A 25,733-nucleotide genomic window follows, 5' to 3' on the forward strand; every position below is an offset into this window, starting at 1 on the left:
ATAATCCATGAGTAAAGCAATTGGAATGGTAGAATATAAAACCGTATCATCAGGTATTATGGCAGCGGATTTGATGGTCAAGACAGCAGATATTGACATCGTGGAAGCACAAACCGTTTGTCCGGGAAAATATATTATTTTAATTACTGGTGACCTAAGTGCGGTAAATGCTTCGGTAGAGGCAGCCAGAATTCAGTTTGAAACACATCTCATCGATAGTTTCATTCTTGGTAATCCTCATGAGGGCATCTTGCCAGCAATCTATGGTGCATCTGTAGTGGAGGATATCGAAGCTCTTGGTGTGTTAGAAACTTATTCAGCAGCATCCATTATCGTTGCGGCAGATGTTGCTGCAAAAACAGCAGCCGTTGAACTAGTAGAGGTTAGAGTTGCACGTGGTATGTGTGGAAAGTCTTATCTTATGTTGACTGGTGAAATTGCTTCTGTGACTGCTTCGATTGAAGCTGCAAAGAAAGCTATCGAGGAAAATGGTATGTACTTAGATAGTTCCGTGCTTGCGCATCCAGATAAGAAGTTACGCAATAAGTTGATGTAGCTAGAGATGTCAGAAGAATAACTAGAATATAAAAGGTTTTGCATGAAGAGGTGCGCACGATTGATGGGATTGCGTACCTTTTTCGATATTGTAAAATGATTCTGTTTATAGAAAACAAAAAACAAACAAAAATATAACACTGTTATTAGGATTGATTTTAGCTAAAAAAGTTATTATACTATAAATAGTCGCTAGAAGAAGTTATGGGGGGATGTAAATGCTAGCAATAGAACGAAAGAATTTAATATTGGCGAAGTTACAAAAAGAAAATAAGGTTGTAGTTAGCGAACTTAGCCAATTGTTTGACGTATCAGAAGAAACAATACGAAGAGATCTAGAGAAGCTTGACAAAGAGGGTCTTGCTATTAAGACCTATGGTGGAGCAGTATTAAATGAAAATAATAATACAGAATTACCATTTACCGTCCGTGAAAATACGAATGTTACGCAAAAGCAAAAGATTGCAGAGATTGTAGCAGGATTAATCAAAGATGATTCAACAATTATGTTGGATGCAAGTTCTACAGCATTATTTGTTGCCAGAAATATAAAGCATAAGAAAAATATTACGCTTATTACGAATTCAATTGAAATTCTAGTAGAGTTAGCAGATGTTTCTGGGTGGAATATCTTATCGACCGGTGGTACGGTGAAAGAAGGTTCTTTGGCTTTGATTGGTCATCAGGCAGAGAAAATGCTAAGTTCCTATCATGTAGATATTGCAATTGTATCCTCTAAGGGAATTGATTCCGGTGAGGGATTTTCTGATTCCAGCGAAACACATTCTGAAATAAAGAAGAAGATGTTAGATTGTGCCTTTAAAAAAATTCTGGTAGTGGATTCTTCTAAGTTTGATAGGATATCATTTAAGAAAATAGGAGAAATATCGGATCTAACTACAATTGTTACTGATTGTGAGCCAAGTGAGCGCTGGAAGAAGGTATTTGATTCTGCTAAAGTGGAATATTTATATCCTGGAAAACAGGAGTAGTTTTGAATATGGTTATATAATAATGAAAGAAGAAGTTACAGTAAAACGAATGAAAAACGCTGTACTTCTTTTTTTGTGTAGAGAAATAATACAATATAAAAAACAGAATCTAAAATTATGATTTTTCTTTTGATTCGAAATAGAAGAATATGATAAATATAAGATACAAAAATAATAAAATTGTATAAAAATACTATATATGATAAAATATTACAATAATAGGATATTATAAAAACACCATTGTACTAGTGACATGACAATAAATACATGAAAAGAGATATCAAAAACACATAAAGGAGATTAAATAGATGGAAGAGTAAAAAATAAGATTAAACTTACGTTTTTCGATAGATTCGCAAATTCAAAGATTTAATGGTCATGTTCCATTATAAAATAAGAGTAAACATCTAAGGGAGTAACAAGTCATTATGTTGAGAATGTTATCACGGAAAAAAGCAATTTTTAGTATTTGGCCTAATAGGAGTCTTTACAATATTTAAGAGCGCACTAAAAAAATGTAAAAGACGATTTTAAATATGACAAGAAAGACATAAAAAAGCCCATAGATTAGCGGCGAGGGGAGCCTAGGAATGAAGAGTGCTTTTTGGAGTAATGTACATGGCCAAACGAGAACACTAGAAATACTATAGCAATAGTTATAATGAAAACAAATTCATTAGCTTATATTTGTTCGATTATAGTAAAAAAATGTGTTTTAAGAGGTGCATATCCATATTCACAATGTAATTCATAGAAGAGGAGTAAGAATGAAAATTTTGAAGAAAGTAACATTACTAATATTAAGTTTTATCTTACTGTTAAACTTAATATTACCAGCTACAACAAGTTTTGCCAAAGAAACAACAACTACTTATATTACAGTAGAGGAGTTTTTAAAGAGATTATTAAATTCAAGCAAAATTGTGATAAACACAGATACCCAAAATCCTATAATAGATACAGCGATCGAAAAAGGTATCATTAAAAAAGGCGAGTTCACGAATTATCAAAGTTACATCACCAGGCAGGATGTAGCCTTGGTTGTTAATCGTGTTGATGAATTATTACATGGAGATACTTATGATGAAAAGTTATATGAGCAAATAACATCAAAAAAGAGAATTAGCGATTTAACTAAGGTACCGAAATCGAAACAAGATGCTGTAGTGAAGAGCTTCCTAAAAGGAATTATGGTTGGAAATTCGAATGGGAAATGCACACAAGATCGATCATTTCGGGGGAAAGATAAGTTAAATGCAAAGGAAGTTACAACCATACTAACACGTCTTAACAATACTGCAAAAAGAAAGAAATTAAGTTTTGATGGACAATTGATACGAACGACGAAACTGCCAAAGAATTATAAGGATTTTGAATATATTTTGGAATCTTTTCCGAATTCATTTTATGAGAAAAAATTTTCGTGGCAGATTACATCATATTTCAATGGCGATGGAAGTACAAGAAAACCAGTTGAATTTAAAGATTATGTATCACCGAAGAATATCAGAAGTATACAATTTATAACTTGGGATAGAGAATATGATATGAATAATATTTTAGATATGAATATTGATAATTGGGTAGAAAAAATAAGGGATAATCTAGAAACTAGACTTAATGTTGACTATAGATATGTGGATGAAAGCTGGATTACTAGATTAAGAAAGACATATTTTATTTATGATTATAGTGATATGAATAATGAAAGTTATAACAAGATTGCAACAAATAAAATAGTAGACTATGTGAAAAATATGAAGAAAAATAAAGTTATTATAAAAACAGATACAGTATCGGTTGAGCCGTCTAGTCTATATAAATCAACATCTTATCGCATTAGAGCTTATGTAAAATTTAAAATTATATCATCAAATGATTTGAGTAATCAAAGTAATGTGATATATGGTTCTATACCAATAAACGAGAATAATCTAGTAAAGGATAAATGGATAGAAATGTATATCGATATTGGTTTAGGTAGTAATAATGCTATGAGCACAGGAGAAGATTATGCCATTAACCTTGATATAATATGGTGAAAATAATATTTATATTTGTTATCCATATTCACAATGTAATTCATAGAAGAGGAGTAAGAATGAAAATTTTGAAGAAAGTAACATTACTTATATTAAGTTTTATCTTACTGTTAAACTTAATATTGCCAGCTACAACAAGTTTTGCCAAAGAAACAACAACTACTTATATTACAGTAGAGGAATTTTTAAAGAAGTTATTAAATTCAAGCAAAATTGTGATAAACACAGATACCCAAAATCCTATAATAGATACAGCAATCGAAAAAGGTATCATTAAAAAAGGCGAATTCACGAATTATCAAAGTTACATCACCAGGCAGGATGTAGCCTTGGTTGTTAATCGTGTTGATGAATTATTACATGGAGATACTTATGATGAAAAGTTATATGAGCAAATAACTTCAAAAAAGAGAATTAGCGATTTAACTAAGGTACCGAAAGCGAAACAGGATGCTGTAGTTAAGATTTTCCTAAAAGGAATTATGGTTGGAAATTCAAATGGGAAATGCACACAAGATCGATCATTTCGGGGGAAAGATAAGTTAAATGCAAAGGAAGTTACAACCATACTAACACGTCTTAACAATACTGCAAAAAGAAAGAAATTAAGTTTTGACGGACAATTGATTCGAAGTACAGATCTGCCAATGAATTATAAAGATTTTGAATATATCTTGGCTTCTTTTCCTAATTCTTTTTATGAAAGTAAGTTCGGTTGGATGGTTGCTACCTATTATGATGAAAATGAAAAGGTAAGAAAACCAGTAGAGTTCCAGGATTATGTACGTCCAGTGAATATGAAAAATGACACATTTGAAACGTGGTATAATACATATGATATGAGAGATATTTTGGATAAAAATTTAGATAATTGGGTGGAAAAGATTAGACTTAATCTGGAGAAAAGGCTAAATGTAGATTATAGAACAGTAGATAATGAGTGGATAAGTACGTTAAGAGGTACATATTATTCTATAGGTATTGAAAGCTATGATAAACAAGATACAGAAAGTATAAAATCATATGTTAATCGAATGAAAAAAAATAAGGTAATATTAAAATCAGAGGTAATATCAGTAGAGCCTTCTACTTTACATTACTCCAGCGGTTATTATATTAGGACTTATGTTAAATTTAAGATAGTTTCGGTGAACGATTTAAGTAAACAATCTAATATTGTTTTTTCAACATGGGGGGATGCCGGTGTAATAATCCCTAAGATTAAGAAAAATCAGTGGATTGAAATGTATATTGATACGAGCATAGGCACTCAGAATGCGGGAAGTACAGGGGAAGACTATGGCATCAAAATGGATTTGTTTTTTCAGAGATAATCATATGAAAAAAGCTGTTATTTTCGTTGTAGGTCTGCTATTTATTTTTATTTTTAATAAAGGTTATGTATATGCAAAAGATAATACTACCGAAAAGCCCAAAGTTGATATGGAAAAAGGAATAATTAAATTTATAACCGTTGATACAAAAGCTACAACATCAATTCGGTGGAAAACAGTCGGTTTCACAGTTCGTGGGAAAACCTGCAACACTAAAGGAGATTCTACTTACAATGGAGGAAATCCAATAGCCTCAAAGCCTTATGGGATTCTGCACTTAGTAAAGGGAGTTTCTGAACCTATCGGTGAATATGTTTATACAACATTCACTTTAAAAGAACAGGATGTAAAAGATGCGTTAATTGATGCTGGGTTAGAAAATTTGACTGTGGGCTCTACAGTTTATTTGAACGGAATATTTCAAGTAACTCATGATGGTAAAGATTATGGGAAGAAAAAATACACGTTACAAGAAATTCAGAATGCTGAGAGTTGGAGAAATCCGAATGATTTCGTCGATCGTTTTGATATTCCTGTAAAATTTGATCCTGCTAAAGAAGATATTAAGCTTCAATATATTACTGAAAGTGGTCAATCTTTGGGAGGTGAAACAGAACTAGCAAAGATTTTACCGAATGAGATATATAAATTAACAAGTAAAAATATTTCAAAACAAAAAAATAATTACTATCTGAAAAAAATATACACTTATAACTTAACCTCTGGGAAAAAGATTACGGAGTCTAAGTCTGTTAATATTAATTCGAAAAATTATGATTCACTTGTGGAAGAGATTATGAATAAAGATATCAAGCAGGTAGTAGGTGGGACCAAGGTAGTTGCAGTAATGGCACAAAAACCACCAAAACCTGTAGATGAGGAAAGCACAATCACTATTCCAGTTCAGATACCTTATCCCTATGGTGTAATCGCAGCAGACGAACGAGATAATGAAGAATACGATGTTTTACAGGGGATTCCAACTACGGAAAAATTATATTCCAATGTATTTGCGGATAACTATTTATTAGGTTATACATTTACTAGGAAATATGGAAAACGTGTTTACATCGTCGAGGCTAGTAAAACCTATCATTTGAAATGGCAGGAATTAGATCCTAAAACCAATAAAACGGTTACAAAAGAAAAGGATGAAACGGTAACTAAAACTGTTTATGTAGAGAGAGAGTATTCGTTTTGGAAGGTCGATAACCTAGAGTATTATAAGATTAATAAAGCTACGGTTTCCAATTATGCACTACCAGGTGGTACTGTCACATTATCACCCAAGGGGTATAGTATACCAAACCTAAGTTATATTCATCAGGATAATGATAAGGAGCATATGATTGAGCCTGTAGAAGATAGTACTACTACATTAACATTGGTATCTGCGTCTCATAGTGGAGAAAATCCTCCTAACGAGGACTTTACTGAGGAAGTGGAAGGAAAAATTAAAGAAATTAAGGTACGTAACGATAGACTTGTTTTCAATGGGAAAGTTATTATGGATAATAACTATCAAGAAAAAGAAACGAAAAAGCCGGAAGAAATAGAAGAAAGTGTAGAAACGATAGAAGCTGATGTACTGTATGGGTCAGGACTAATGATTGATAGAGATAAAGCAAATGGTACCTATCAAAGTACAGGACAAGTTTCTTATATCTTGGTAGATAGTATTGGAACAACAACTCTTGTTCATAATCCGTCATTTCCTATCACAGGACTTACAGGTGTAACGATACATACTCCAACCGTTTGTGATGCATATATATCAAATAAAGCTTCACAAAACCAGATGATTTCACCAGATTTATCGCTTAATCCATTGGTACTGGATACTGATTTTAATCTGCTACTCCCTACGGTAGGAGAACATCTCTATATTGAGGGATACGGCTATAGGGATTATTCAAACTATATTGCGAGTCGTCAAGTAATGTTTCCTTTTGATGTATATCAAAATGGACGTTATATTAGGTCTGGTACGTGGGTTGACTTATATTCTGATTCTACAAACTTTTATTTACCTATCTGGGTAGACGAAGGAAAATACACGATTAATTTGCGTAGCTTAAGTATCAATGCTGCTGCGAATGGCGGTACCGCACGGACAGAAAGAATGGCAAATCTAAGTTTAGAGAATTATACGGCAATCGATAGTTTATACGTTGAGGTATCGGGACGATTGTATGACTTTAAGTTGGTTGATATTTCAGATTATCCAACTTGGCAAAATGTCTTTCGAAAAAGTAATTCTTTAAAAACTACAGGTTTTTTCTATTCCCTAGGAACAAAAAACCAAAATGGTATAGAAACGGGAAGAAATTCTAAATATACATTACCATTGGTGAATGGAAGCCATCCAACCTATAAAAATATTGGGGCTGTTAAAACCGGCTATGTTACAAGATTTCAATTAACAACCATTGGGAATATGTATGGCAACCAAGATTATATACTTATAACACCTAAATTCTATTATGTTGATAAGTTTGGAAAGAATAGACAAGAGGTAGATTTATACTATTCTGAAACTTTTAAAGGGAAAAAACAAACGCTAGTAAAGGTTGGTAGTGATGTTGATAAGCTAAACATAAAAGCATATCGACTTGGTGATCCATACTTTTCGGTACCTGAGAACGAGATTAAGATAAAATCGGATGTGACAGGGAAAAGTTCAAAACAAGTGTTAGGAAACAAGATGAATTTATTTACGTTCAATAGAATACTAATTCAGGAGAACTTAAGAACCTATATAGGAAGAAACTATACTCCAACGGGAACCGTTCCAGCTGGTGTGGATCCAGGCAAAGTTACTAAGTCAATGCAAAAATGGTACGGGGAATATTATTTACCAAGTGACATCCATGCGGTACCTAAAAATTATCCTGTGATAGAGTATGCAAGACAAAATTATGGAATCGATTATAAGGAAAACTTTTGGTTAAGAAAAGGATATATTATCGTTAATTTTGAAATCGAAACAATAAAAAATGGTAGTAAGCATCTAAGTTATATTAATAAAGAGAATGAACTATACGGATTTTGCAACATGTGGAAAAAGGAAGGATATCAATACAATAAAGTTGATGCTGACGGAAATAATTTCACATTGATTGATGGAGATTATCTATTATATTATACCGATCAATCAGCGGGTAAGGACTACATAAGTGGGGGTACCCATTAGAGGGGGAGAGTATATGAATAAAATACTAAAAAAATTAATCAATAGTATCATGGTAATCGTACTCACCTTAACTGCTATAGCACCGGCAAGCGTTAAGGCTGCGACTGCAGTAAGCTACATTACGAAAGAAGAATTTGTTAAGCTCGTAGTGAAAGAGCTTAAAATCAAGGTAGATGAAAGCAGTTCGAAACATCCATATGTAGATGCAGCCATTCGAGCAGGTGTTATGACAAAGTATACGATTGGGAGCAAGCATAATAGTTATCTTACCAAGGGGGATGCTGCTGTCATCTTAGTCAATGCAGATATCTATCTACATGGAGAAACGGTCAGCGATGAGCTATTACAATTGATATTATCTAGTAGAATTTCGGATATTACAAGCGTTTCTAGTGCGAGAAGACCATATATTGCAAAAGCATATGCTTTAGGCTTTATTACTGGTACATCAGACGGCATTTACACACGTACTCGTAGTATGAAAGTTGGTCAAAAAATATCGTTAAGTACAGCTAAGAACTTAGTAAGTATGCTAAACAACAAAGAGAAGCGCTCTAAAATCACGGATGATGGTCAATTGATTCGCACCACCAATCTTCCAGAATTTGCAGAGTTTTATCCTTACATATTAGCAGACTTTCCTAATAGCTATTATGCTTGGGAATTCGATTTTATGAAGTATAAATCAAACGGAAAACCTTTATACGGGACTAAATACTGGGTTAATTTGAAAGATTACGCAGCTCCTAAGGATTTTAAAAATATAGGGAATGGAGAGAAGGTTTGGTATTTTGCTGCGGTAAATGGAAGGGAAAAAATGACAGCGAAAGAAGTTTACGATTTATCTGTTGATAAATGGGTAGCAAATGCAGAGAAGTATCTGAATTTAGTATTCAATGTAAATTACAAGAACTTAAAGAATGATAAAGAGTGGTACAAAGGAATTCAGGAAACGCATTCTCAATACGGAAATGAAGATTATGAATATTATCAATTAAATAATTATATTGAAGCTGCAATTAAAAACAAAACGATTGTAGAAAGTAAATACATTGGAGTTGATAAATCCAGTATTTACATGTGTATGGATAGTGTTTATATTCGTGCACATGTAAAGTATCGTATCATTTCCAGTAAAAGTTTAGAGCGTGTTGCACTCTCTCCAATTATCTATACAAACTATGATTATCCAAACATAAATAATATTAAGTTAGGAGAGTGGAGGGACTGTTATCTAGACATTGAAGTTACGAATGAATATTTGAACTGTGGTATAAGAGAGGCTATTATCAACGACTACTTTCATGATAACAGGGTGGTGTTTAAATAGTGGAACTGTATTAGCCAATGCAGGAAATGCAGGTATAATTTTTGAGACATGATGAATTTATTAAGCGGATAATAAATATAGAATAAAATGGAATTTCAAAACAGTATTGTATTTTTAGAATAAAGAGGAGGAGAGAGTATATGAAAAAAACACTAAAAAAGTTAATCATTAGTATCATGGTAATCGTACTCACCTTAACTGCTATAGCACCGGCAAACGTTAAGGCTGCGACTGCAGTAAGCTACATTACGAAAGAAGAATTTGTTAAGCTCGTAGTGAAAGAGCTTAAAATCAAGGTAGATGAAAGCAGTTCGAAACATCCATATGTAGATGCAGCCATTCGAGCAGGAGTTATGACAAAGTATACGATTGGGAGCAAGTATAATAGTTATCTTACCAAGGGGGATGCTGCTGTCATCTTAGTCAATGCAGATATCTATCTACATGGAGAAACGGTCAGCGATGAGCTATTACAATTGATATTATCTAGTAGAATTTCGGATATTACAAGCGTTTCTAGTGCGAGAAGACCATATGTTGCAAAAGCATATGCTTTAGGCTTTATTACTGGTACATCAGATGGCATTTATACACGTACGCGTAGTATGAAAGTTGGTCAAAAAATATCGTTAAGTACAGCTAAGAACTTAGTAAGTATGCTAAACAACAAAGAGAAGCGCTCTAAAATCACGGATGATGGTCAACTGATCCGTACCACCAATCTTCCAGAATTTGCAGAGTTTTATCCTTACATATTAGCAGACTTTCCAAATAACTATTATGATTGGGAGTTTAATTTTATGCAGTATTCGACATCAAAGGGGCCTTTATATGGTACGAAGAACTGGGTGAATCTAAAAGATTACGCAGCTCCTAAGGATTTTGACAAGATAGGGAATGGAGAGAAGATTTGGTATTGGGCTGCAGTAAATGGAAGAGAAAAAATGACAGCGAAAGAAGTTTACGATTTATCTGTAGATAAATGGGTGGCTAATGCAGAGAAGTATCTGAATTTAGTATTCAATGTAAATTACAAGAACTTAAAGAATGATAAAGAGTGGTACAAAGGAATTCAGGAAACGCATTCTCAATACGGAAATGAAGATTATGAATATTATCAACTAAATAATTATATTGAAGCAGCCATTAAAAATAAAACTATTGTAGAAAGTAAATACATTGGAGTTGATAAATCCAGTATTTATATGTGCATGGATAGTGTTTATATACGTGCACATGTAAAGTATCGTATCATTTCCAGTGAAAGTTTAGAACGTGTTGCTCTCTCTCCAATTATATACACAAACTATACTTATCCAAATATTAAAAATGTTAGATTAGGAGAGTGGAGGGACTGTTATTTGGATATCGAAGTCACGAATGATTATTTGAACTGTGGTATATATGAGGCGGTTATCAACGATTATTTCCATGAAAATAGGGTGGTGTTTAAATAGTGGGAGCCAGCTTAAAAAGATTAACGCTATTAGGATGCACTTTAATATGCATATTGATTGTGGTTATATATTTTTTTGTAGGTAACGAATGTGTAAATGCAAAAACTGTTTCAGACGGAGATTACCAGATTATTTTTGATGATACAGGAAATGAAATTACTAGATTACAAATAAAAGGAAAAACAGGAACAATCTATTTGCATGGAAAACATGCCAGGGCAACCACTACGATAAATTATCGTACTTTTGGTTTTAATTTTACCTTAAAGGATAGTGGGGGGGATCCTAGAGGACTTGGAGTGGATAATTATAAATATATTGAACGTTCAAACGATGATGGAGGGGGTAATAACCCTTTCCAACCAGATGAAGACTTTGTAGTTGACACTTATCGTTTGGATGGAGAGCAAGTCATCGATGCCATGATTACACTTATGAAAAATCAAAAAAAAGATGACGGATCTAAAATGTATAAGAGCAACATTGAGATAAACGCTGAGCTTGCGAACGGTGTTACCGTATACATGTCAAATGCATTTAAAGTAATTGAAAAAACAGGAGAAGGAACAGATGACTATATAGAAAGAGGAAAATTGTGTCATTCATGCAAAGATATACTTCAGGAAGTTTGGAATCAATTTGGAGTGGGTTGGTCAGAGAACACAAAAAATGTTCTTCCTTACTATTATGATAATCCTATTAAATTCCAACTAATCTCATATAAGTATAATGTTGTCTATATCGACCAGGAAGATTATGAGAATGGAAAAACAGGAAAAGATTCCATACTTTCTACTCCGGCTAAAGACCTGAAGACGTACCCTGGAAGCGAAAGTGGGTTTGTGATTGAAGATCCAGCCAATATTGATATTAAAGGAACAGCATATGAATATGCCGGAAAAAGTTATTACAAGTATAATGATAGTAACACGTTCTACAATGCTACATTAAAGGACGGAGTGATATCAGCAAAACATCAATATCAAAGTGATGCAACATTATATGTCTTAGTAAAGAATAAGGGTAACATAGATGTTGTTGTAAAGTATGTTGATAAGGATGGAAAAGTTCTGAAAGATAATATCAATGGTGGAAAGTTATCGAAAGGGAAGGCCTATACTCACAACTTGGAAACCCATTCTCAAAAGGTGGAACAGCATATGCATACACTGGAGAATTTAGTTACACATGGCATTCAGAGGCCAGTAATAAAGAAAAAACATATAGTACTTCTGGAAACCCACCGAAATTTACGCTTAATGATGTTAAAGATAAGACAACGGTATATTTAACATTAGTATATAAACCAAATGGTAAGCCAAGCCAGTCACCTATTAATATTAATTTTATGGAGCCTAAACCAGACGGGGCTATAAAGGCAGATGCTTATGGTAATGAGATGTTTGATGTGGAACAGGGGATTCCAACTACTGAAACATTATATGGATTAGTTCATGGGTCAGAATACCTTATTGAAGCAAATTTTAAAAAAAATGAAGGAAATTATCTATTACCGGTTAAAGTTTCTAAAACTTATATCCTTAAGTGGAATGAGCCTGTAGAAGATACAGTGGATGATAAAGGAAATGTAGTTAAACATCCTCCTATCCCGAAAAGCGAAACAATAAACATTGAACAGGAAGTCTATATTGAGCGAGCTTATTCCTATACTGAAATCAGCGATATCAGTTACTATAAGATAAAAGAGGCGGTGCTTGAGAATTATGCGTTACCAAATAGCAAGTTAACTCTAAATCCCAAGGGATATACAGTTCCAAATCTAAACTATAAGCATTATGAGTCTAGCGCGGACATTGATGCCAACGAACATCTACAAAAACCAAAGCAAGTCACAAGCGGAATTGTTCTGAAAGCACAAACGATAGATGGAGGAATGAAGCGGCCTGACGTTCCTACGGAAGATTTTAAGTCCATGGTAGACAGTCAGGTAGATAAGATAAAAGTGAGAAATGACTTTTTTGAGTTTGATTCCAAGGTAGTGTTAGAGTCAGGATACAAGGAAGCGGCGGCTTCGGATATCAATACCAGTGCAGTAGCAAAACCAAACTTAACGGGGGATACGGTATTATTTCAAGCAAATAACGTGATACAAGGTGAAAAATCAAATGGAGAGAATTCTTCCCAAGGACAACTTGTGTATGAGAAAGTAATTGATTTTAATTCTTCTACGGGAGACAACTTAACCTTTGACGTACCAAATGTCAATAAGGTTGTCATCCATACCCCAACGGTATGTGATGCAAAGGTAGAAACGAATCGAAAAGATAATCAAATGCTTGCCCCGGATGAAACGAGAGCTTCCTTAATATTAGACCGTCCATTCCAAATATACTTACCTACAACTGGAACTCATAGAAGTATAAAAGGATATGGGTTCCGGGATTATTCGAAATATATTGCGAGTCGCCAGGTAACGTTCCCTTTTGATGTATATCGAAATGAAAGTTATATTAAAGCAGGGACTTGGGTTGAATTAAATTCAGATACTACAACTTTTTATTTGCCTATCTGGGTAGAGGAAGGAAAATATACGATTAATTTTCGCAGTATAAGTATCAATGCTACTGCGAATGGTGGTATCTCAAATACGGAAAGATTGGCGAATCTAAGATTAGAGAATTACACTGCTACTGATAGTTCGAATGTTGAGGTATCGGGACGATTGTATGACTTTAAGTTGGTTGATATTTCAGATTATCCAACTTGGCAAAATGTCTTTCGAAAAAGTAATTCTTTAAAAACTACAGGTTTTTTCTATTCCCTAGGAACAAAAAACCAAAATGGTATAGAAACGGGAAGAAATTCTAAATATACATTACCATTGGTGAATGGAAGCCATCCAACCTATAAAAATATTGGAGCTATTAAAACCGGTTATGTCACAAGATTTCAATTAACAACCATTGGGAATATGTATGGCAACCAAGATTATATACTTATAACACCTAAATTCTATTATGTTGATAAGTTTGGAAAGAATAGACAAGAGGTAGATTTATACTATTCTGAAACTTTTAAAGGGAAAAAACAAACGCTAGTAAAGGTTGGTAGTGATGTTGATAAGCTAAACATAAAAGCATATCGACTTGGTGATCCATACTTTTCGGTACCTGAGAACGAGATTAAGATAAAATCGGATGTGACAGGGAAAAGTTCAAAACAAGTGTTAGGAAACAAGATGAATTTATTTACGTTCAATAGAATACTAATTCAGGAGAACTTAAGAACCTATATAGGAAGAAACTATACTCCAACGGGAACCGTTCCAGCTGGTGTGGACCCAGGCAAAGTTACTAAGTCAATGCAAAAATGGTACGGGGAATATTATTTACCAAGTGACATCCATGCGGTACCTAAAAATTATCCTGTGATAGAGTATGCAAGACAAAATTATGGAATCGATTATAAAGAAAACTTTTGGTTAAGAAACGGATATATCATCGTTAATTTTAAAATCGAAACAATAAAAAATGGTAGTAAGCATCTAAGTTATATTATACCGATCAATCAGCGGGTAAGGACTACATAAGTGGGGGTACCCATTAGAGGGGGAGAGTATATGAATAAAATACTAAAAAAATTAATCAATAGTATCATGGTAATCGTACTCACCTTAACTGCTATAGCACCGGCAAGCGTTAAGGCTGCGACTGCAGTAAGCTACATTACGAAAGAAGAATTTGTTAAGCTCGTAGTGAAAGAGCTTAAAATCAAGGTAGATGAAAGCAGTTCGAAACATCCATATGTAGATGCAGCCATTCGAGCAGGTGTTATGACAAAGTATACGATTGGGAGCAAGCATAATAGTTATCTTACCAAGGGGGATGCTGCTGTCATCTTAGTCAATGCAGATATCTATCTACATGGAGAAACGGTCAGCGTTGAGCTATTACAATTGATATTATCTAGTAGAATTTCGGATATTACAAGCGTTTCTAGTGCGAGAAGACCATATATTGCAAAAGCATATGCTTTAGGCTTTATTACTGGTACATCAGACGGCATTTACACACGTACTCGTAGTATGAAAGTTGGTCAAAAAATATCGTTAAGTACAGCTAAGAACTTAGTAAGTATGCTAAACAACAAAGAGAAGCGCTCTAAAATCACGGATGATGGTCAACTGATCCGCACCACCAATCTTCCAGAATTTGCAGAGTTTTATCCTTACATATTAGCAGACTTTCCTAATAGCTATTATGCTTGGGAGTTCAAATTTATGCAGTACTCAACATCAAAGGGGCCTTTATATGGAACGAAGAACTGGGTGAATTTAAAAGATTATGCAGCTCCTAAAGATTTCGCAAAAATAGGGAATGGAGAAAAGGTTTGGTATTGGGCTGCAGTAAATGGGAGAGAAAAAATGACAGCGAAAGAAGTATACGACTTATCTGTAGATAAATGGGTCGCAAATACTGAGAAATATTTAGACCTTGTATTTAATGTAAATTATAAGACCTTAAAGAATGATAAAAAGTGGTACAAAGGAATCCAGGAAACGCATTGTCAATATGAAAATGAAGATTATGAATATAAATGGCTAAATAGATATATTGAAGCTGCCACAAAAAACAAAACGATTGTAGAAAGTAAATACATTGGGGTTGATAAATCCAGTATTTATATGTGCATGGATAGAGTTTATATTCGTGCACATGTAAAATACCGTATTATTTCCAGTGAAAATTTAGAACGTGTTGCACTTTCTCCGATTATATATACAAGCTATACTTACCCGGACCTAAACAATATTAAATTAGGAGAATGGAGAGACTGTTATCTGGATATCGAAGTCACGAATGATTATCTAAACTGTGGTATAAAAGAGGCGATTATCAACGATTATTTGCATGATATCAGGGTGGTGATTAAATAGTGATAGCCAATTCTAAAAAATTAAAGTTAATAGGTTGTACTGTAATATGCTTGTTTATTGTAGTTATGGCTTTTTTTATGGGCAACGAATATATGAATGCAGAAACTGTTTTTGACGGAGATTACTAGTTTTTTGTGACGATGGTAATGAATTAAAGTAGAGATAAACATAAGAAATATTTAGTATATTTAGAACTGTATTAGCAAAACCAATGCAGGAAATTCAGGGTATAATTTTTGAGTTATGATGAATTTGTTAGGCGGATAATAGATATAGAATAAAATAGAATTTCAAAACTGTATTGTATTTTTAGAATAAAGAGGAGGAGAGAGGATATGAAAAGAACACTAAAAAAGTTAATCATTAGTATCATGGTAATCGTACTCACCTTAACTGCGATAGCACCGGCAAGCGTTAAGGCTGCGACTGCAGTAAGCTACATTACGAAAGAAGAATTTGTTAAGCTCGTAGTGAAAGAGCTTAAAATCAAGGTAGATGAAAGCAGTTCGAAACATCCATATGTAGATGCAGCCATTCGAGCAGGTGTTATGACAAAGTATACGATTGGGAGCAAGCATAATAGTTATCTTACCAAGGGGGATGCTGCTGTCATCTTAGTCAATGCAGATATCTATCTACATGGAGAAACGGTCAGCGATGAGCTATTACAATTGATATTATCTAGTAGAATTTCGGATATTACAAGCGTTTCTAGTGCGAGAAGACCATATATTGCAAAAGCATATGCTTTAGGCTTTATTACTGGTACATCAGACGGCATTTACACACGTACTCGTAGTATGAAAGTTGGTCAAAAAATATCGTTAAGTACAGCTAAGAACTTAGTAAGTATGCTAAACAACAAAGAGAAGCGCTCTAAAATCACTGATGATGGTCAACTGATCCGTACCACCAATCTTCCAGAATTTGCAGAGTTTTATCCTTACATATTAGCAGATTTTCCAAATAGTTATTATGCTTGGGAGTTCAGTTTTATGCGGTATAAGTCAAACGGAAAACCTTTATACGGGACTAAAAACTGGATTAATTTAAAAGATTACGCAGCTCCTAAAGATTTTGATAAGATAGGGAATGGAGAGAAAATTTGGTATTGGGCTGCGGTAAGTGGAAGAGAAAAAATGACAGCAAAAGAATTTTATGATTTATCTGTAGATGAATGGGTAGCAAATGCTGAGAAATATTTAAAATTGGTATTCAATGTAAATTACAAGACCTTAAAGAATGATAAAAAGTGGTACCAAGGAGTCAAGGAAACAGATTCTCAATATGGAAATGAAGAGTATGAATATAAACGATTAAATAGATATATTGAAGCCGCCGTTAAAAACAAAACGATTGTAGAAAGTAAATATATTGGAGTCGATAAATCCAGTATTTATATGTGTATGGACTGGATTTATATTCGAGCACATGTAAAATATCGTATTATTTCCAGTAAAAGTTTGGAGCGTATTGAACTCTCTCCTATTATCTATACAAACTATGATTATCCGGATATATATAATATTAAATTAGGAGAGTGGAGAGACTGTTATTTGGATATCAAAGTTAAAAATGAATATTTGAACTGTGGTATAGGAGAGGCGATTATTAACGACTATTTTTATGATAACAGGGTGGTGTTTAAATAGTGGTATTCTATTCAAAAAAATTAAAGTTAATAGATTGTACTGCAATATGTTTATTAATTGTAGTTATGGCTTTTTTTATGGGAAACGAATATGTGAATGCAGAAACTGTTTTTGACGGAGATTACTAGTTTTTTTGTGACGATGGTAATGAATTAAAGTAGATATACACAAAAGTAAAAATACACTAAAGTAGAGATAAACATAAGAAATTTTCAGTATATTTAGAAACTGTATTAGCAAACAAAATGCAGGAAATGCAGGTATAATTTTTGAGTCATGATGAATTTATTAGACGGATAATAAATATAGAATAAAATGGAATTTCAAAACTGTATTGTATTTTTAGAATAAAGAGGAGGAGAGAGGATATGAAAAAAACACTAAAAAAGTTAATCATTAGTATCATGGTAATCGTACTCACCTTAACTGCGATAGCACCGGCAAGCGTTAAGGCTGCGATTGCAGTAAGCTACATTACGAAAGAAGATTTTGTTAAGCTCGTAGTTGTCAAATGCATTTAAAGTAATTGAAAGACCCGATGGAGTAGGAACAGAAGAGTATATAGAAAGAGGTAATTTATGTCATTCATATGAAGCCATAATTCAGGAAGTAAGGAATGTATTTGGTGTGGATTGGTCACTTAAAACACAAGGGGTTCTACATTCTTATTATGATAATCCAATTAAATTCCAACTAATCTCATATAAGTATAATGTTGTCTATATCGACCAGGAAGATTATGAGAATGGAAAAACAGGAAAAGATTCCATACTTTCTACTCCGGCTAAAGACCTGAATACGTACCCTGGAAGCGTAAGTGATTTTGTGATTGAAGATCCAACCAATATTGATATTAATGGAACAGCATATGAATATGCCGGAAAAAGTTATTACAAGTATAATGATAGTAACACGTTCTACAATGCTACATTAAAGGACGGAGTGATATCAGCAAAACATCAATATCAAAGTGATGCAACATTATATGTCTTAGTAAAAAATAAGGGTAACATAGATGTTGTTGTAAAGTGTGTCGATAAGGATGGAAAAGTTCTAAAAGATAATATCAATGGAGGGAAGTTTGGGGTAGAGAGTTGACCTCTCTTTGGTATGTAGTTATATAAATATAATACGATAGATTTAAGTAAAAATCAAACTGTGTCTCGGTTACAAAAATAGATTCTCGATTACAAACAGGGGTAAAAGTAGCGTTTCGTTTACAAAAAATGAATCTCACTTACAAAGAATGAATCTTGGCGTACAAAAATGCTTCTCGTTTTACAACTCACCGATAATAGAAAGTAGATAGAAATTATCGTAAACAATCTTGCTATAATTACTAAATAATGATAAAATATTACAAAATCTACAAATATACTTCATGACAAATGATAAGTTTTGTTATTACTATTTATAAGAAAAGTACAAATGATTGATTCCAAATAAGTAACAAGTCAATATTGAAATGGAATTATTAAATACTTCCGATGCCAAAAGAGTGAGACGTATGAATATGGAGGAACATAATGAAAAAAGTACTACTAATTATTTTAAGTTTGATGCTAATTGTACCAACAGGCGTTGTATATGCTGAAGAATCAGTAATAAATGCCTATGCAACTTCAGAGGATGAAACAGTAATTAATACCGTAACATTTCCAGAAGGTGAAACGACATATTCCGAGGAATTAACATTATCCCAAGGTGCATTTATTGTTAATATTGCGGATACACAGGATACGAAATATAGCATGTTAACTATTACTGTTTATTCTGATGCACAGAAAAAAACCAAGATTGGTTCTGCTACCCGTTTCTATGGGGATAAGGAAGCGACTCAAAAAACAATTGATATAGTAAAAGACGGTACCTATACAGTTACCTATGAGTTGTCACGCAGAAATGAACCACAGGAAATCTCATTTGATGTAACATATTATGAGGTACTAAATAAGGAACAAGCACTAAAGAGTGGAAAAGCTGCAACAGGTTATCTTAGCTATTATCAAAAAGAAGCATTGTATAAAGTAATAATTGAAGAAACAGGCTACATAAGTGTTAATTTAAAGTCAGACGATGATTATGCTAGTGCGTATTTAACTTTCTTAGATTCGAAAAAGAAAGAAATACAAAAAGAAGAATATGTGAATGCTTCAAAAGATAATACCATGTACTATGGTGTAAAAAAGGGAACGTATTATATTAAAGTGAAATCTAGTATGGGAATCTATTCTATCTCCTACTCCTTCCAAAAAATGAAAGATAACGGTGCCACAACGAAAGAGAAAGCCACCGCACTAAAAGTGGGTGCTAAAGCAAGCACTGGCATCATTTTAGCAGACAGCAAGGAAACTACAGCTGACTGGTTTAAGTTTACTCTGAAAGAAAGCACGAAGGTTTCAATCAAGGTTAGTGGTAATACGAATAATACGATACGTTTTGAAATACAAAGCGATTCTGTGAATTTTTTATTCAATAATTTAAAAATATCAAATGTTACAAAAGAAAATACAGCAACGATATCGAAAGCATTGCCAAAAGGAACTTACTATATAAAAGTGTATAAAGGGGCATCTGGAACGTCTGGTAATTATAGTGTTCAGGTTCAGAAAGAAAAATAATATTTCATAGTAAGAAAGTGCTCCTTATGGAGCACTTTCTATTTGAAGGAGATAGTAATTATGGATAAAACATATTCTAAATTTCGTTTTAGTCTAGAAGAGAAAAATAACATGCAGGAAGCAATCATTCAGTATTTTGAAGAAGAACGTAATGAAAAGTTAGGAATCTTAGGTTCAGAGAATCTGTTGGATTTTTTTCTGGATCTAGTTGGTGATAAGATATATAACAGAGCTCTTGATGATGCTAAGATTTTTTACAAACGGGCGATAGAAGATGTGGACAATGACTATTATGGATTGTATAAGGGATGAGTTATCAAAAAAGCATGGTTTAGAAGACCATGCTTTTTTGATAAACACCACAAAAGAACTTTCTTCACCAAAATAAAATCTCTGCTAAACAAGAGTCTATCAAAATTAGGATTCATCCTATGATTAGCGATATTCTTCGCAATCTAATTCCTAGATAATAAATTCACAGATTATATTAAACTTAAGCACATTATATAACTTGACATATACAGTTGTACTGTATATAATGAAACTATACAGTACAACTGTATAAAGCGTGACGATATAATATAACTATAATAAGAGGACTATTAAGCTGTCTAGCCTGCTTAAAATAAGGAGTTGCTATGAATCTAGAAAAATTTTTACCACTTACAGAAACTACTTACTATATTTTAATTGCTTTGTTAGAAGAAGGGCATGGGTACCATATTATGCAGAAGGTTGAGGAGCTTAGTAATAATCGAGTACGAATAGCGGCTGGAACGATGTATGGAGCCATTGAAAATCTGTTACGGCAAAATTTAATTAGTGCAGTACCAAGTGATGATAAAAGAAGGAAAGTATATAAAATAACAGAAGAAGGACGAGATGTTTTAAAGCTAGAATCAAACAGATTACGATTTTTAGTTGAGGTTGCTAATCAAAACGGATTATAAAATAAGAGGATGTAAAGCATAACATGTAGTTTATAATCATAATTTAAAACTTAACGAGTGATTAATAACCATGTTTAGAAAATTAATCAATAACGGATAACAACTAAGATATTGAGCCTGCGAAGGGATGGATGGATATGAAAAAGTATAAACTTTTTAGTGTAAATTTAAAGAAGGAAGAAAACTGGATACAGAGTATTATAGAACAAGGATATCGATTGAAAAGGAAATCACCCTGGTCAGCTTGCTATGAATTTGAACCAAGTGAAGAGAAAAACTTTATACCAATTGTTCGAATTGATTATCGTCTGTTTAAGAAAAGGGAAGAGTTCGAGGATTATATCATGATGTTTGAAGACAGCGGATGGAAACATATTGGTGGGACGAAAAACAGTGGGTGCCAGTATTTTGAAAAGAGTAAAAAAGATGCAAGTGAAGACATATTTTCTGACCAGTCCTCGAAAGCAGAACGCTATAAAAGAATCTCTAATAATTGGTTATCCATAATGATAGCATATTTACCAATCGTTATTGTATTTATATCCACTGGCATTTTTAAAATCGACTCTTTCTTTCATCTGAAGGAGCTTTACTATACTCCAGGATTATGGGAGTTAAGTGGTTTTAGTTTTTGGAGAGCATTTCTTTTTGAAACACCGTTTGCGTTAATGAGAGGGTTCTCGGGTTGGTTATTTATCGCGATGATATTTCTATATGGTCTCTTTGGTTTAAAGGCATTGTATTGGTACCATAAAGAAAAAAAGCTTAATGATAATATTCATCATTAGAATACTAGTAAGGATAAGATGGAGGATACAAGGATGGCTGGAATTGCGCTATTGATGCCAACAAAACAATTATATGAACAAGCAAAGAAAATTGTAAATACAGTGAAATGTGATGTTAAAATGATTGAATATGTGACAATTGAGAATGTCATTGACAAAACAAAAGAGGCAATTGATAAGGGAGTAAATATTATTATCTCCAGAGGGCGACAAGCCGAAGAAATTAAATTAAGTACTAATATTCCAGTAGTAGAAATGGTTTTTACCGCACAGGAATTAGGTCTAATTATTGTGAAAGCAAAACGTTTGGTGGCAAAAGCTAGGCCCAAAGTTGGTGTTATCGCATTTCAGGGTATGTTGTGTGACATGACATATTTCAAAGAACTTTACGATGTTGACATTAAGTTATATCTGCAGGATCTTACATCAAACATCTCAGAATCAGTGGCGAATGCTATTAAAGATGGTGTAGATGTTATAATAGGCGGAGAAAGCACCATGATTTATGCAAATCAACAAAACTTTCCTGCATTGGTACTTGAGTCGACGGGGGAGTCTATAAAGACTGCTCTAAAAACAGCTGAGAATATGTATCATATGTTAGATATGGAGCAACACAATTTTGCTATCTTCTCCACAATTTTGGATAGTTCTTTTAATGGGATTATGAGAACAGATACACATACCACTATATTAGCTGCAAATCGTGTAATTCAGCAGATTGTTGGGAAAGATTCAAGTGAAATATTAGGACATAAACTAAGGGATATTTTAAATGGGTTAGATGAAAGTCTAATAGAACAAGTGATATCTGGTCAAACGCAGTCATACTATACGTTCTTGAATGTGAGTCAAGAACCACTGGCAATAGTAATTGAAAGTATTGTAGTAGATGGTGAAGTAACAGGTATGATTGTATCTTGTAACCGAGTTCATCGTTTAGGGATTCGCCCTGAAAAGGAATTAAAGGAACAGTTTTTACAGGGGTATGTAGCAAGAGAAACTCTAGATTCAATGCAAAAGGAGAGTCCAGGGTTAAAAAACATAATAAAGATAGCAAAGTTATACGCGCAATCCAATAGCCCTATTTTAATCGAACAAGCTTCTGGTGTAGAGGCAGAACGACTTTGTGAAGGTATACATAATTATAGTCTGCGAAAGGGAGGACCTTTTGTTTTAATAAATTTAGCTGGACTTGAACAAGAGGATCAGCATCGTTTATTATTCGGCGGACTCGACATCCGTGATTCTACAAAAGCGCCAGGAGCGCTAATGAAAGCTAAGTATGGAACTCTTGTAGTTATGGGAGCTGATAAGTTGACAAAACAGTCTCAGTATTACTTATCTTGTATCATACAGAAGAAGATTGTAAAAAACTATGATTTTGCTTATAACGAGATAAAGAGTCAGTTTATAGATGTAAGATTGATTTTTTGCACCTCGAAAGATATGGCAGAGTTAATTACGATTGATAAAATGAGAAAAGATTTTTATTACCAGATATGTGCTCTAAGTTTTAAAATCCCTACTATTAATGAACGTGCAAAGGATAGAGAATTGCTATTAGAGACTTACTTTGCAAAGTATCAAAAACAATATTCACATTTTCATATATTATCACAGGGAGCAAAAGAGGTCTTATTAAAATATCATTGGGAAGGCGGTGCTGTCCAATTAGAATCATTGATGGAAAGACTAATTTTAACAATTGGGAAAAGAATTATTTCGGAAGAAGATGTTCGTAATCTACTAGATTTTGTTTATGCCAATAAGGAAATAGTAAAAGAAGTGGAATCTGGAATAACGGAACCATCGGTAGAAAGAAAACAGGACGAAGAAGACTTAATTAAGAGTACCTTAAAACGTTATGCTCATAACAGATCATTAACCGCAAAGTCTCTTGGAATGAGTAAAACGACTTTATGGAGAAAAATGAAAAAATATGGGATAGACTAGGGGTTTCGCTAAAAGATATACATTTCGTTCTATGAAACAAATATGTTGCAAAATGAAATGAAAAGATTTCAAAAACAAGACTGTGACGGATACATAGTATTTGTCACAGTTTTTTTGTTTATTTCGTCAATTTACGCTAGGAGATTTGTCTATAAAATATAATTATACAACAAAGGAAGTGGAAGCTTAGGAGGTTAAATGTTATGAAAGCAAAAGGTAGAGCGAGGAGAAATAAGCTTTACTACAAGAGAGTAGTTACACCATATTTGTTATTACTGCCAGTACTAGTATTTGTTACATTTTTTATGTTACGGCCTATGGTGAATGTTTTTATTATGAGTATGCAAAATTATAAGATACTCGAACCCGGAAACAAGTCATTTATAGGACTCTCAAACTACATAAAGATTCTTACTCAAGATGAAGTATTTATAAAAGCAATTCGAAATTCCATCCTTTGGGTAGCAGTCAGTGTAGTTTTACAAACCATCTTAGGTTTTTGGCTTGCATATTTGCTAAATCAGAAATTTAAGCTTAGAGGAATAGCAAGAGCACTTGTATTATCTCCTTGGGCAGTCGCTGGCGTTATGGTAGGTATCATATGGAACTTAATGTTAGGTGAGACTTATGGCGTTGTGAATGACTTATTGCTTCGACTTGGAATTATAGATCAAAATATTTCTTGGTTCTCAAGTGGTAACATGGCAATGGCTGCGGTTATCATTGCAAATGTTTGGAGAGGAATTCCCTTCTTCGCAATTAGTTATCTATCTGCCTTATCCAGTATTCCAGAGGATATCTATGAATCAGCAAAGATTGATGGAGCGAACCGTATCGTTACTTTATTTAAAATCACAATTCCAATGATAAAAGATACCTTTGTATTAACAACATTGCTTCGTTCCATATGGACCTTCAATGCAATGGACTTAATTTATAGCTTGACTTACGGAGGACCTAACAATTCAACAATGACGATACCACTTTATATTATGACAAAGTTTAAAGGTGAGATGGATTATGGGTATGCCTCTGCCTTAGCTGGTATCGCAACCATTCTAATGATGATTGTTGCATTTGCTTATATTAAAATTGGAAAGCTTGGAAAGGAAGAGATGTACTAAGATGAAGGGTAAACAGGGAATTAAAAAAGTTATATTTTTATACTTACCAGTAATCGCTTTTATAATCATAACATTGGCACCATTTTACTGGATGATTGTAACATCATTAAAACATAGTACAGAGGTCTTTTCTAGACCACTTACTTATTGGCCAAAAGAGTTTACATTTGAGAATTACTCCAAGCTTTTTTCGGGATTTGGTTTTGGACGCTACTTTTTAAACAGTTTCTTTGTATCTATCACAACAACCTTAATTGTAATCGTACTTTCACTAATCAGTGGATATGCCATGAGCAGATATAAGTTTAGGGGAAAAGGCTTTGTATATTTACTATTATTATGTACCCAGATGTTCCCAGCAGTGGTGTTAATGATTCCATTGTTTGAAACGATGAATAGCTTACGTTTGATTAACTCCCTCTGGTCATTGGTAATCACGTGTTCTTGTACCAATTTACCATTCTGTTTATTCATGATGATGGGCTATTACAATTCTATTCCAAGATCCTTAGAAGAAGCAGCACAAGTTGATGGATGTTCCTTATTAAAAGCAGTATTTAAGGTTTTAATGCCAACAATGTTACCAAGTATTATTGCAACTGGCTCCTACGCATTCATTAATTCATGGAATGTGTTTATATATGCAACCGCATTTATTACAAAGAAAGAGAAATACCCAATTCCTCTTGCTTTAAATATTTTCCAAGGCGAGTTTAATACGGATTATGCAGGACTTGCGGCAGGGTGTGTAGTGGCTTTAATTCCAGTATTGATTCTTTTTGCAATGATTCAGAAGAATTTATCTGGTGGCGCAACAAGTGGCGCTGTAAAAGGATAATAGG

Annotated in this window: 20 protein-coding genes; all 20 read left to right on the forward strand. The window is 33.5% G+C overall.

All coding sequences use genetic code 11. The features are described 5' to 3' along the window. The first annotated feature begins 7 nt into the window (after window positions 1-7). The 20 genes from CC92_RS0117400 (at window position 8) to CC92_RS0117500 (ending at window position 25,729) form a co-directional block, all read left to right on the forward strand. Window positions 8-556 carry a BMC domain-containing protein gene (locus CC92_RS0117400; RefSeq protein WP_029501370.1) on the forward strand — a complete coding sequence of 183 codons (549 nt, stop codon included), beginning with the start codon at window positions 8-10 and terminating at the stop codon, window positions 554-556. A 217-nt stretch (window positions 557-773) separates the two neighbouring features. Beyond that, a complete protein-coding gene (locus CC92_RS0117405; RefSeq protein WP_029501369.1) occupies window positions 774-1,547 on the forward strand; it encodes a DeoR/GlpR family DNA-binding transcription regulator in 774 nt (257 codons plus the stop codon). A gap of 767 nt (window positions 1,548-2,314) precedes the next feature. Further along, window positions 2,315-3,589: a hypothetical protein gene (locus CC92_RS0117410; RefSeq protein ID WP_029501368.1), complete on the forward strand. Its 1,275-nt coding sequence runs from the start codon at window positions 2,315-2,317 to the stop codon at window positions 3,587-3,589. A gap of 59 nt (window positions 3,590-3,648) precedes the next feature. Beyond that, complete coding sequence (locus CC92_RS0117415) at window positions 3,649-4,923, forward strand: hypothetical protein (RefSeq protein WP_029501367.1); 1,275 nt, start codon at window positions 3,649-3,651, stop codon at window positions 4,921-4,923. Then, window positions 4,889-8,116 carry a DUF5704 domain-containing protein gene (locus tag CC92_RS0117420; RefSeq protein WP_051650566.1) on the forward strand — a complete coding sequence of 1,076 codons (3,228 nt, stop codon included), beginning with the start codon at window positions 4,889-4,891 and terminating at the stop codon, window positions 8,114-8,116. The genes CC92_RS0117415 and CC92_RS0117420 overlap by 35 nt, the downstream gene beginning before the upstream one ends. A 13-nt stretch (window positions 8,117-8,129) precedes the next feature. After that, on the forward strand, window positions 8,130-9,446 hold the full coding sequence (locus CC92_RS0117425) for an S-layer homology domain-containing protein (protein WP_029501365.1): 1,317 nt from the start codon (window positions 8,130-8,132) through the stop codon (window positions 9,444-9,446). A 140-nt stretch (window positions 9,447-9,586) separates the two neighbouring features. Further along, a complete protein-coding gene (locus CC92_RS0117430; protein ID WP_029501364.1) occupies window positions 9,587-10,903 on the forward strand; it encodes an S-layer homology domain-containing protein in 1,317 nt (438 codons plus the stop codon). Window positions 10,904-10,962: 59 nt separating this feature from the next. Further along, window positions 10,963-12,195 (forward strand): hypothetical protein, encoded by a 1,233-nt coding sequence (locus CC92_RS0117435; protein ID WP_155998556.1) that lies wholly within the window; start codon window positions 10,963-10,965, stop codon window positions 12,193-12,195. A gap of 56 nt (window positions 12,196-12,251) precedes the next feature. Beyond that, a complete protein-coding gene (locus tag CC92_RS0117440; RefSeq protein ID WP_029501362.1) occupies window positions 12,252-14,453 on the forward strand; it encodes a DUF5704 domain-containing protein in 2,202 nt (733 codons plus the stop codon). A 30-nt stretch (window positions 14,454-14,483) separates the two neighbouring features. Next, window positions 14,484-15,800, forward strand: coding sequence for an S-layer homology domain-containing protein (locus CC92_RS0117445; RefSeq protein ID WP_029501361.1), 1,317 nt, complete (start codon window positions 14,484-14,486; stop codon window positions 15,798-15,800). A gap of 335 nt (window positions 15,801-16,135) precedes the next feature. Beyond that, window positions 16,136-17,452, forward strand: coding sequence for an S-layer homology domain-containing protein (locus CC92_RS0117450; RefSeq protein WP_029501360.1), 1,317 nt, complete (start codon window positions 16,136-16,138; stop codon window positions 17,450-17,452). 368 nt (window positions 17,453-17,820) lie between these two features. Continuing rightward, window positions 17,821-17,973, forward strand: coding sequence for a hypothetical protein (locus tag CC92_RS22670; RefSeq protein ID WP_155998553.1), 153 nt, complete (start codon window positions 17,821-17,823; stop codon window positions 17,971-17,973). Then, window positions 17,957-18,550, forward strand: coding sequence for a hypothetical protein (locus CC92_RS0117465; RefSeq protein WP_029501359.1), 594 nt, complete (start codon window positions 17,957-17,959; stop codon window positions 18,548-18,550). The genes CC92_RS22670 and CC92_RS0117465 overlap by 17 nt, the downstream gene beginning before the upstream one ends. Window positions 18,551-18,978: 428 nt before the next feature. Then, window positions 18,979-20,073: a PPC domain-containing protein gene (locus CC92_RS0117470; RefSeq protein WP_029501358.1), complete on the forward strand. Its 1,095-nt coding sequence runs from the start codon at window positions 18,979-18,981 to the stop codon at window positions 20,071-20,073. A gap of 60 nt (window positions 20,074-20,133) precedes the next feature. After that, entirely contained in the window at window positions 20,134-20,385 is a 252-nt protein-coding gene (locus CC92_RS0117475; protein ID WP_051650565.1) for a DUF2164 domain-containing protein, read from the forward strand. Between the two features lie 326 nt (window positions 20,386-20,711). Continuing rightward, window positions 20,712-21,023, forward strand: coding sequence for a PadR family transcriptional regulator (locus tag CC92_RS0117480; protein WP_029501356.1), 312 nt, complete (start codon window positions 20,712-20,714; stop codon window positions 21,021-21,023). A 137-nt stretch (window positions 21,024-21,160) separates the two neighbouring features. Continuing rightward, the gene (locus tag CC92_RS0117485; RefSeq protein ID WP_029501355.1) at window positions 21,161-21,811 is read left to right on the forward strand and encodes a DUF2812 domain-containing protein; all 651 of its coding nucleotides are present in this window, start codon (window positions 21,161-21,163) and stop codon (window positions 21,809-21,811) included. 33 nt (window positions 21,812-21,844) lie between these two features. Then, the gene (locus tag CC92_RS0117490) at window positions 21,845-23,767 is read left to right on the forward strand and encodes a sigma-54-dependent Fis family transcriptional regulator (protein WP_029501354.1); all 1,923 of its coding nucleotides are present in this window, start codon (window positions 21,845-21,847) and stop codon (window positions 23,765-23,767) included. Between the two features lie 203 nt (window positions 23,768-23,970). After that, entirely contained in the window at window positions 23,971-24,891 is a 921-nt protein-coding gene (locus CC92_RS0117495) for a carbohydrate ABC transporter permease (RefSeq protein ID WP_029501353.1), read from the forward strand. A gap of 1 nt (window position 24,892) precedes the next feature. After that, a complete protein-coding gene (locus CC92_RS0117500; RefSeq protein WP_029501352.1) occupies window positions 24,893-25,729 on the forward strand; it encodes a carbohydrate ABC transporter permease in 837 nt (278 codons plus the stop codon). Window positions 25,730-25,733: the final 4 nt, after the last annotated feature.

It is taken from the genome of Lachnoclostridium phytofermentans (assembly GCF_000733755.1).
Lineage (GTDB): Bacteria > Bacillota > Clostridia > Lachnospirales > Lachnospiraceae > Lachnoclostridium > Lachnoclostridium phytofermentans_A.